We start from the raw sequence: 11,049 nt of genomic DNA, 5'->3' as shown, positions 1-11,049 counted from the left end.
CCCAAATCAGCTTCAAGTAGAAAGTCTGATTCTAGCTCATCTGTTTCGTAGCCTGTTTGCTTTGCAAAAAGCTCCGTTAACTCGCCAAGTACCTGCGCTCGGTCCAACACACTCACCGCTGCTACAGGCACAGGTGCTGGTGCTGGTGCTACGACATCAGCCTCGGTGTTTTTGACTTCAATCGGCTTGAGTTCGAGGGATGGGACACCAAGTTCCCACAAAGCCACGCCTGACTCCTGCGCAACCCGCAAAGTTCGCTTGTGAACTTCGTAAGACGCGTTTTCAGTTCCACTGACTTCGTGCATCCAGCTTTGATACTTCTCGGCATCAATTAAACGACCTTCATGCGTTGCCCGCTTCTTATAAACGACAAGCGCAAGCTGTGAACCAAAACCAGCAGCAAAGCGAATACCGATATCTCGGTCCATCGAGCCGCCTCGGCAAAAGAGCAAATCAGCGAAAATAGGATCTGGCTCAACTAGGTTGGCAATGGCTGGAACTTGATTTCGTTGTAAGCCCTTGATGGCTACAACATCTTCCAACGACGCACCCATCGGGTGGCCGGTGTATCCTTTGGTGTTCGTGATCAAAACATTCTTTGCTGCATCACCGAAGGCGCTGCGCAGTGCATCTACTTCAGACTGTGAACTGCCACCCCGAGCCGGTGTGTAAGTTTCATGGGACATAAAGAATGTACGGTGAGCAAGCTGCTCGGGCGTTGTATTAAGTGCTGTGGCAATCTTACCTACCACCGACTGAAAAGCCTCTCGAATGAATGACGACTCTAAACGCGTGGCATGAAAAGCGGCATTGGCAAAGTGTCCTTCAAGGATGTCGACCAATGGTTCCATTCCTCTTTGTTCCATCACCGAGTCACGCTCAACGATAAAGGCACTCGCTCCGCTACCAAGAATCATTCCGTTGCGCGTAGCTCCAAATGGAACCGCCGCCTTCGCCGGATCTTTTTCTACGGTGGCTGCACCGGCGGCCATAAAGCCTGTGCCGATAAAAGGTAGGTTGTTTTCATGGGTCACATCATCAGCGCTCACCACAACAACTCGCTCACAGCGGCCCGTTCGAATCCAGTCACAAGCAATCGCAATACCCTGTGCACCAGAAGCACACGCGGCGTTGATTTGAGTATTCGGTCCGCGGGCACCAATCACCTGAGCGACTTGGGTGTGTCCCATAGACAACACTCGAAAGAGAAACTTACGGTTGAAAGCGTAAAGAGCTGCTTCTTCCTTCAGTTCTTCGCGGTGCTCTGCAAAAGTATCCAGTAGGCGTTTCTTCTCTTCTGGCTGGCTTAATGTTTGCGCATAGGCATCAATCAATTCGTTTAATTTATTACCTTCACGGGCTGCGTACTGAGACGCAACTTGCTTCGAAACATCTTCAATGAGGCGATCTACACCCGGAAATGCCGAAGCAAAAATGACACCGGTCTCACGGCCAACGGAATCGGGAAGTGCCCAACCGTCACCAAGCTGCTTACCTGTGGTGGTCGTTCGGTAACGGCGTACAAGAGGAAGACCTGCATCTTTAATCGCTTCAATACTGGTCGCGATAGCCAAACGGCTCGTTACATCCAATGCGTCGTTTAGACCTGCGTCAATGCCATAATCTTCGACGAGGTCGACCTTACCGGCCCGTGCTGCAATTTGAATGACTTGGCTTAGCTCCGTCATTTTCTCAAACTCGCCGGTTGCTTTAGCAAGTCGCACCACGTTTTTGTCGAGAACCTTTTCGCGTGATGCATCGCCGATGTCGGAGATAAAACTCTGACCGCCGAGGATCTGTGCAAAAAGGTCGTCGCCTTCACGACCTGTTGGATCTTCCTGGGGCAACGCAATGGATACGCCGCTTACAACAATCGGATCTTGAGCCGCGCTCGTCAGTTGAGGTTCGTCGATGTGGTGAGCCTTAGATACCTCACGCAGGTCCGAGTCTTGCTCGTTCACAACTACTTCCGGAGCTTCACCCGTGAAGTCTATATTGAGCCCACTTGCCGCAAGCGCCGCAAGAGATTCAAAGAGTCCATCTTCACCGCTCTTCTTATGGTGGTTGGTGTAAACAGCCATGTAGGGCTTGCCTTCTAGAATATTGTGAACAAAGCCTGTGATGGCACGCTTCGGTCCCACTTCAACAAAGCTTCTCACGCCTTCAGCATGCAGCGCCTCAATTTGCTTAATGAACTCAACCGGGGATTCCAGTTGTTCAGCCAGTAGCGCTACAATCTCGTCCTTAGTCGTTGGGTAAGGACCTGCGTGAACGTTTGAAAAGATAGGTGTGCGAGGAGCTTTTAAATCCAGTGTTGCAAGTGCATTGGCCAAAGGCTTCGCTGCTGGCGAAACAATCGAGCTATGAAAAGCATGTGATACGGGAATCAAGCGAGCATCGATACCAGCCTCTGTAAACGCTGCAACTGCTGCTTCAACGGCCTCAGACTTACCGGCAATAACCGTTTGAGCATGACAGTTTTTATTAGCAGCGATGACGTAACCATCTACGTTCTTGAGAATCGCTTCTACCTTTTCGGTAGAGCCGGAAACGCTTGCCATCTTACCGTTGTCTTCAACCTTAACGCTGGCCATTTCGCGGCCCCGAGCGCTTACCGAGTATAGCGCCTCAGCAAAAGTCATAACACCGGCTGCAACACATGCAGCATACTCACCCAATGAGTGACCCACCACGTAATCCGGGTTGATACCGAAACCGTTTAAGAGTCGCATCAATGCGATATCAGCCGTAAGCATCGCAGGCTGACAAATCTCTGTTTGAACCAAAGCTTTATTAGCCGCCTTATCTTTGATGTCGACGCCTTCTGGCCAAACGATATCGGTTAGCAATACGCCGCCAATCAAAGGCTTTAAGATGTCATTGGCTTCTTCGAACGTTTGGGCAATCACAGGGTATTGCTCCGACAAATCCTTGAGCATACCAAGATACTGAGAGCCTTGGCCGGGAAAGAGAAAAGCAGTCTTACCTGCACTGGTGTCTGTTCCTTCACCAAAATAAATACCACGTGCCGCTAAGATTCTATCTGACCGTTTTCCTGCGTCTTCTAATTTAGACTGCACTTGCTCGATGCTCTTAGCTACGAAGGCCAAGCGGCAAGGAGCATTTGCGGCGACCTCACGGGCGGCAATAAAGTCACCAGGAAAATCCGTTGCGTTTTTGGTGAGCGCTAGGGCTGTTTCCAAAACCTCGGTGCGGCTGGAGCCACCAAACACAAGTACTGTATTCTTGGGTTCTTCAATCATCACTGCTTCAGTCGTCTCAGTCGGCGCCTGGGTCTCTGTACGGCCCGACATCACATAGTCAGCAACCAAATCGAGTGTTTGAACATCGGATAACTTAAATTCTGATTGCTCATTGATCCCATATTGCTCACGGATGATGGCGAAAATTTCAGCCTGCTTCACCGTATCGATACCCAGATCTGCTTCGAGTTGAAAATCTGGCTCTAACTCGTCGATTTCGTATCCAGTCTGCTTCGCAAAGAGTTGTGTAAGCTCTGCAAGAACTGCTGCCTTATCTCCTGCGCCAGCGGCTTGAGCTTGGTAACCCGAGGTTTGCGCTTGAGTTGAGACTGTTTCGCCTGAAGGTGTCTTTGACATGTTTGTGTGCCCTCCATGAGCATATTCTTCCATCACTACGTGAAAATTAGTTCCACCGAATCCAAAAGCACTGACGCCTGCACGTCGAGGACCGGCTTGTTCCCATGGTTGAAGTTTCGTGTTCACTTTGAGGTAACCATCATGCAGCGGTGAATCTTTGGCGGCTGCAATAAATCCAGCACTTGGCGGCAACATCTTGTGATGCAGCGCAAGTGAAGTTTTAATCAGTGCTGCCGCGCCGGCTGCACTCTTGAGGTGACCAATCATCGATTTCACAGAACCAATGGCAATGCCTTGAGGTTCCATTCCACTCTTCTCGAGGGCTTCACTTAAAACTTCCAGCTCAACGCGGTCACCCACTTTGGTTGAGGTTCCATGAGCTTCGAACAAAGAGACACTGTCGATGGGGAGTTTCGCATTTTCATAAGCACGTTCAATCGCCATTCGCTGACCGCGCGGGTTGGGTGCAGTAATGCCCTTACCCTTGCCATCGCTTGAAGCACCCACGCCGCGAATCAATGCATAGATTTTGTTGCCATCGCGTTCGGCATCTTCGAGTCGTTTCAGAATTAAAATCCCGCAGCCCTCACCCATCACAAAGCCATTGGCTCGCTCATCAAAGGGAACACTGTGGTCTGCCGAGAGTGCGCCAATCTTTGAGAACTTAACAAAGGTTGGAGGATCCATCGTTTGATCAACGCCGCCTACAATTGCGGTGTCGTAGTCACCAATGCGAAGACCATCAATCGCAGTCTTCATCGCAGCCATCGAGGCGGCACATGCAGCATCGGTCGTATAATTCGCACCACGTAAATCGAAGGCATTCGCTACGCGACCCGCAATGCAGTTGGCGAGCTCGCCTGGCATGGAGTCTTCGGTAATCTTTGGCAGCCACGACTTATAACGGGTTTCTAAATCTTCCATGAGAGCATCGCGCTCAGCTTCAGATAGGCTGGCGAGCTGCGGACTTTGCTTCAAACGCTTGGTTACTTCCGGGAACCATACCCGCAAATTACTCAAATCCTCAGCTTGGCCACCCATGGTGTTACCCAGAATCACTGCAGTTCTATCGCGGTCAAAGTCAGTACCAGTTTCACTGCCCGCAAATACGGCAAGCCCTGCATCTTCTAACGCATCTGCAACAGCCGTCAGCGCAAGCTTTTGAACAAAGTCGATGTATTCGGCCGTACGCGGCGGAATGCGAAACATCTTTCGGTCAAAGCGCACATCTTTCACAAAAGCGCCGATTTTCGAGTAGGTTCGATCTGGAGCTTGGCGATCGCTGCTGTAATAAAGCTCGTCGTCCCATCGCTCAGCAGGCACTTCGCCGATTGCAACGTGGCCATCACAAATATTCGTCCAGAATTTCTCTACATGAGATGCATCGGGAAAATTTCCCCCAAGTCCAACAATGGCGATGGTACTTTCTGAAGTATTTGACTTAGTCACAACTGGCTCTCCCTGTGGAAGTTGTTAACGTGGCTTTGAAGCGGCACGCCTATTCAATTATCGGATCCGCACGTTCACGGTGCCCCGCAACCGTTAAGCACTTTCCGTGCCGATTTTAGTGGATTAGGAAATAATGGCTAAGCCACTGATTATTCATGAGTTTTTAAGAAACCGAGCCGGCCGGTAGGACCACTCATGAGCTACTCAGTGCGTAACAATTTACGAATGGGCATTCAGTAAATAGGTGCCTTCTCCCTTAGCCCGTTGTCCAATGTCCCAATAACGCTCAATCCTCGTGGGTATGGGACCTATTGCGATTCAGAGCTGGGATGAGCGTTGTTTTCTTCACTGCGAAGTGGGTTGCGCACCTACACACCTTCAAAACAAACGTTATCGCCAATTATTTGAAATCGGTGGGCTAGTGTTGAAACTTAGGGGGTGTGAGTTAGATGCCGTTGGGCATTATTAAGGAGATATTCCATGGCCAGTTCAATCATCGGTTCCTCAATGGCCATCGATGGCGACATTACGGGTGACGAAGACCTTGTGATTCAAGGCACCGTCCGCGGCCGGATCGGTTCCGGACGTACCCTCATCATAGAGGCAGGTGCTGTGGTCGAGGCCGAAGTGAAGGCCAAAGTGATCGAGATTGCGGGTCATGTTATCGGCAATGTTCAAGCGACCGAGCGTGTGGAACTCAAGAGCAGTGCTTGTGTCGTTGGGGATATCCGTGCACCCCGGATCAATATAGCAGAAGGCGCCTCGTTTAAGGGCAATGTCGACATGCAGGGTAACCCGTGACGGGCCTCCTCATCACCCAACCCGATAAGGCCTCTACGATCGGAAAAGAGCTAAAACTTCAGGGGTGTATACGCCTTGAAGAGAACCTCGTGGTGGAAGGTTATGTTGAGGGACCCGTTTATTTACTCGGCCGGCTCAGAGTCGCCGCAGGTGGAGTTATCCGAGGTGATGTGGTTGCCGATTCAGTCACGGTTGAGGGAACCATCGTTGGTCATGTTCGCAGTCGCAAAGATTTAAACGTGCTAGATGGCGCCCGAGTGCATGGAGATATCTGCAGTCCTAGCGTTTCACTCTCGCACCGTGCACAACATCGGGGTAACGTCACTCTTGTGGAGAACGCTTCTGAAAGGAACGACACCTAAATGGTCGTAACAATTCGCCAACACTTCAAAATATGGTGTCTTACCTTGGTTGTATTGGGCTTGTTCGGCTGTACATCCCAGCTTCGCCCTGGCGTTTTGCACGGACCAAGTCGAGTACTCCAGCCCTCTGACTATAAGATGGTGCTTAAAACCTGGACCCGCTCAGCAAAAATCTACCAAGGGCTCGACAGCCAAATGTTTGTAACGGCAACCTTTCACTCTCCTGAGTTTAGAAGAGTTTTTGCCCTGGCATTCCCCGAGATCTACGGTCACGGTGGTAATATTACACGCCGCGAACTCGTCGACCTCACGCATGATATCGAACAATACCTCACATTCTTTGTATCCGCGTACACCGCAGATCGAAAATGGAACGATCTGGCCAAACTAGACTCCATTTGGCGTCTCAGCTTAGAGGGCGAAGACGGAGTTTCTGTATCACCCACAGAAATCATCCCGGTGAAAATAGATGCGAATCTGCGGGCAGTTTACCCCTATATTGACCGCTTCGATAAAGCCTACTTGGTTCGATTTAAGCTCGCTGATCCTATGAATCGGTTGGTCGTTAAAGCCAGCAGTGACCACTTTAAGCTCAAAGTCGTCAGTGCCTTAGGAAAGGCCGACCTTCGCTGGCTGCTTGAGCCTGCAGACTTGGGAATCAGTGGAGTTGAGCAAGCCCCCCAGCGGACCGGCCAGCTTTCCGAAGTACCCAACGCTTCTCTTCCCTGATCTCCGGAAGCATTTCCTGGCAGATTTATCCGCAGCAATGCATTGCAATCCACCACGCACCTATCCATATTACCCCTTCACCACCAGAGCCCTAGACCGACTGTCCGTGGCTCATTGAGAAATCCGGAGAGAAAACGATGAGTGAAGGTATTGTAAATCTTACTGACGATGGCTTCGAAGCAGAAGTCCTTAAAGCTGAGCTTCCAACTTTGGTAGATTTCTGGGCGCCATGGTGTGGACCTTGCCGCGCACTCACGCCAGTGATTGAAGCAGCAGCCACCGACTACGCTGGTAAAGCGCAGGTCTGCAAAATGAATATCGACGAAAACCCAAAGACTCCAAGCAACTATGAAGTCAAAGCGATTCCAACATTGCTTATCTTCAAAGGCGGCGAAGTTGTTGAGCAAATGGTTGGCCTGGTTTCTAAAGCCAAGCTTGACGAAGCACTCGCTAAGCACACAAGCTGAGCACTGTGCAGACAAAACGAAAAGCGGACCCATGGTCCGCTTTTTTTTGTCTTAAAATCCGCGAGCTCTGAGCCATAACCCTTAAGAGCTTAAACCGCTCGGCGCCGAAAATGCACATTCAGCAATAAACCCAGCCCGCACATGGTCGTCAAAAGACTCGACCCCCCATACGAGAAAAGCGGCAAAGTCAGCCCAACAACCGGCGCTACGCCAATCACCATGCCAACGTTAATAAGAGTTTGCCAAAGAATCAGTGCAGCCACGCCCACGGCGACCAAGCTGCCGTAAGTGTCTCGAGCATCCGCTGCAATTGCCAAAGCCACCACGAGTAAGAGTAAATATAAAAGCAATAAGAGCGAACAGCCCATCAAGCCCATCTCTTCAGCCCATACCGAGAACGCAAAATCAGTATGCTGCTCCGGTAAAAACGATAGCTGAGTCTGAGTGCCGCCCTGATGACCTTTGCCCCACAAACGTCCCGAGCCCACGGCAATCATCGACTGGAAGGCGTTCCAACCAGCACCTTGAATATCAGACTCTGGATCGATGAAGGTGAGAATCCGTCTCTTCTGGTAATCCTTTAAAACTGCAAACCAGCTTAAACCCGCGAACAAAGTTCCCAACACTCCGAGCCGAATCAGTGATGCGAGTCTGACTCCAACCACCAAGATCATCGTCATACCGATGAGGATAATAATGCCGGCTGTTCCCAGATCAGGCTCCACCAAAACAAGTAATGCCGGGAGAGCCAATAGATCTATCGGAGCCAAGACCAAATCAATACCGGGTCCTCGATAACGACGGCTCACGACCAGAGCCATCATCAGATACCCAACATTTAGTGCCACAAAAAGCAGCCGCAGAGTCATCCCTTCGTCGTAGGATTCATACACACCCCCGGGACCAGCTGCCTCATTTAGATAAAACAAAACACCGGCGACCGGGTCGCGTAATAAGCTGCTCTCCCAATTCCAAAGAATGACTCCCATTAACCCTAGAACGAGAGCTAAAATTACAAAGATAAAATTTCGCCGACGCCCTGGCGGCCATGGATTGAGTAACGCCTGAGCTGCCGCAAAACGAATCACGACTACACTGGCTAAAATGCCGCACACCAAGACGACACCCAAGAGCCCGATTCGTAGCCACAAAGACTCGCCCATAATGATTGCTTCGCCGCCAAGCTGCTCATGAACGCCGCGTGCCAAAAATCCGATGGGGTCTGCAAACCAAGGTTTATCCCACCAAGCTACAACCAAACCCATGGAAGCGATGGGTCGCGATAGGTTCATAGGTCTAAACAGACGCACCAAAGAGTAGCCCCGTTCGCGTACCCGCGTTGAAAAATAGCGCGCTAAACATAAAATAGTGGCTATCTTGGCAAGCTCTGAAGGCTGAAATTTAATCGGCCCAATCCTGAGCCAGCGCCTTGCACCCCCGGCCATCTCTCCGCCGAACAAGACCGCGACAAGCAAGAGGCAGACCATGGCGTAAATGAAGTAGGCCATATTCTCAGACAGCCGGTAGTCCGGAATCATGATGATCAGAACCACCAAACCGCCCACACCGAACCAAGCCATCTGAGTAAGATAAAGTGTGGGATCTTTGGAGTGTGCGGCCGAGTGCAGATTATAAACACCAAGAATCGCAATCAGTCCTACGATGGCCAACAAGAGCCAATTGATATCGGCGAAACCCAATCGTCGAGAGTTCATGGGCGAACCTCATTTTCATTTTCGGTAAGTCTTGGGTTCGCCCTGCGATTTTCTTTAAGTGTATGCCAAGCATCAATCACACTCACTGCAATGGGGCCTGCTTTGGAACCACCATGACCCGAGTGCTCATTTAAAACCACGACAGCTATTTCAGGGTTTTCGATCGGAGCGTAAGCGGCAAACCAGGCGTGGTCTCTCGCAAAATATTCCATGTCTTCTGCTTTGTCCCGGCGCACACCCAACCGAATCACTTGCGCTGTTCCAGTCTTACCAGCCATGGTGACCAATCGAGAGCGTCTCCAATATGCGGTCCCGCCCGGCTCCTGCGCAACGGCAATCAAACCCTCTTGAATTGCAGCAAGTTCAGCTGGGTCAAGGTTCAGCCGTGACTTTATCTCCGCCTTCATTTCGAAAATAACCTCAGGCTCTCGCCCTTCAACTTTTTGTTCCACCTCACCAAGCTTGCCAAACTCACGAGACCAAACACGAAAATCTGCGGTTTCAATACGCTTGACCAGCTGCGGTTTAATCATTTTCCCACCGTTTGCCATGGCCGCATAGATAACAGCCATTTGCAGAGGTGTGGTCAAAACGGAGCCTTGCCCAATAGAGGTGTTGAGAGCCATTCCCTTTTGGTAACCACCTGTCGATTTCTCGACCCGGTCATGAAAAGCCTCGTCTGGCATCAATCCGCGTTTTTCACCGCGAAGCTCAATACCTGTTTGCGAACCAAGACCCAGCTCACTACCAGCTTTTGCTATTTCGTTAATTCCCATCCGTACTGAAAGTGCGTAGAAATAAGTATCGCACGATACTTTCAAAGCCTCTTTGAGATTGACGTGGCCATGGCCTGAGTCTTTATGGCAACGCCAATTACGGCCCCCTAAGCGGTAATACCCTGGGCAGAACACTTCCTCACTCGGCGTTGTATAACCTTGAGTTAGTGCAGCCATCGCGGTGACCACCTTGAAGGTGGAGCCCGGAGCGTATTGACCTTGAATGGGCCGATTAATCCAAGGCTTGAGAATATTAGAGTCGAGGCGAGCCTTTTCATCCAGCGCCATGGCACCACTGATTAAATTCGGATCATAGCCAGGCTTTGAAACCATGGCGAGAATCTCACCCGTCTCGACATCCATGACCACCACGCTGCCGGCGCGGCCGTCAAAAGATTCTTCCGCTATCTTTTGAAGCTCAGAATCAATCGTCAGGATAATATTGTGCCCTGGCTCAGCCGGCTTGTCGTCTATGTTCGTGCCCGCCGAGTTCATATAATCAGCCGACTGTAAGCGTCCCTTTGCGTCGACAACTTTTTGCGCGTACCCATCTGAGCCCCGCAAGCGCTCTTCATGCTGATGTTCGATACCTGAACGGCCCAAAGTATCGCCGCGTTTGTAGCGATTGGGGTTATCGCGTTTCTTCTCGCGGTTCAGTCGTCCCCGGCCAATTTCATTCACGTAACCAAGTAAATGTCCGGCCAAAGAACCACTCGGATAGGTTCTACGCTTGGCTTCAACAATTTCGACACCATCAAGCTTTAAAATACTGCGCTGAGATTCAATCTTCTCAACTTCGTCGAGAGAGATATCGCGTTTGATTCGAACAGCCACAAATCGATTAAGACCTTGTTTCGAAAAAACTTCTGACGACAACTTTTCGGCCGCCTCATCCGCAACCCCAAGCGTTTCATAAAGCTCATTCAATGTTGCTGTAGATTTCTCACGATTCCCTAGGAAATAGGGCGTGACTTCCACATTCAGCGACGGACGGTTGTCGACTAGAATTCGGCTGTTCCGGTCGTAGATAATCCCTCGGTCATGGGGTGTAGCAAACTGCTTAATAAAGTTTGCCTGACCACGGGTTGCAAAATCGTCTCCGCGCGTGATCTGTAAATCGTAGAGCCGTG

The 11,049-nt window shown here is 50.6% G+C and carries 7 protein-coding genes; 4 read left to right on the top strand and 3 right to left on the bottom strand.

Annotated features, from left to right (window positions below; translation table 11 throughout):
• A partial coding sequence (locus HOK28_15285) for an acyltransferase domain-containing protein (protein MBT6434461.1) occupies positions 1-5,069 on the bottom strand: 5,069 nt, incomplete at its 3' end.
• Positions 5,070-5,549: 480 nt separating this feature from the next.
• Between HOK28_15285 and HOK28_15280 the strand changes: the two genes are divergently transcribed.
• From HOK28_15280 to trxA, 4 genes are all read left to right on the top strand, one after another.
• On the top strand, positions 5,550-5,870 hold the full coding sequence (locus HOK28_15280) for a polymer-forming cytoskeletal protein (protein MBT6434460.1): 321 nt from the start codon (positions 5,550-5,552) through the stop codon (positions 5,868-5,870).
• Positions 5,867-6,232, top strand: a complete 366-nt coding sequence (locus tag HOK28_15275) for a polymer-forming cytoskeletal protein (protein MBT6434459.1) — start codon at positions 5,867-5,869, stop codon at positions 6,230-6,232. Before HOK28_15280 ends, HOK28_15275 begins: the two co-directional genes overlap by 4 nt.
• Positions 6,233-6,961: a hypothetical protein gene (locus HOK28_15270; GenBank protein MBT6434458.1), complete on the top strand. Its 729-nt coding sequence runs from the start codon at positions 6,233-6,235 to the stop codon at positions 6,959-6,961.
• Between the two features lie 137 nt (positions 6,962-7,098).
• Positions 7,099-7,428: a thioredoxin gene (trxA, locus tag HOK28_15265; GenBank protein ID MBT6434457.1), complete on the top strand. Its 330-nt coding sequence runs from the start codon at positions 7,099-7,101 to the stop codon at positions 7,426-7,428.
• Positions 7,429-7,517: 89 nt separating this feature from the next.
• Here the strand turns inward: trxA and HOK28_15260 are convergent, their stop codons facing one another.
• Both HOK28_15260 and mrdA read right to left on the bottom strand, forming a co-directional pair.
• Positions 7,518-9,143: a rod shape-determining protein RodA gene (locus HOK28_15260; protein MBT6434456.1), complete on the bottom strand. Its 1,626-nt coding sequence runs from the start codon at positions 9,141-9,143 to the stop codon at positions 7,518-7,520.
• Positions 9,140-11,049: penicillin-binding protein 2 (mrdA, locus tag HOK28_15255; protein ID MBT6434455.1), on the bottom strand; the 1,910-nt coding region annotated here is incomplete at its 5' end. The genes mrdA and HOK28_15260, both read right to left, overlap by 4 nt.

The sequence above is a fragment of the Deltaproteobacteria bacterium genome (genome assembly GCA_018668695.1).
Taxonomy (GTDB): Bacteria; Myxococcota; XYA12-FULL-58-9; order XYA12-FULL-58-9; family JABJBS01; genus JABJBS01.
This window is presented reverse-complemented; position numbering and strand designations above follow the sequence as displayed.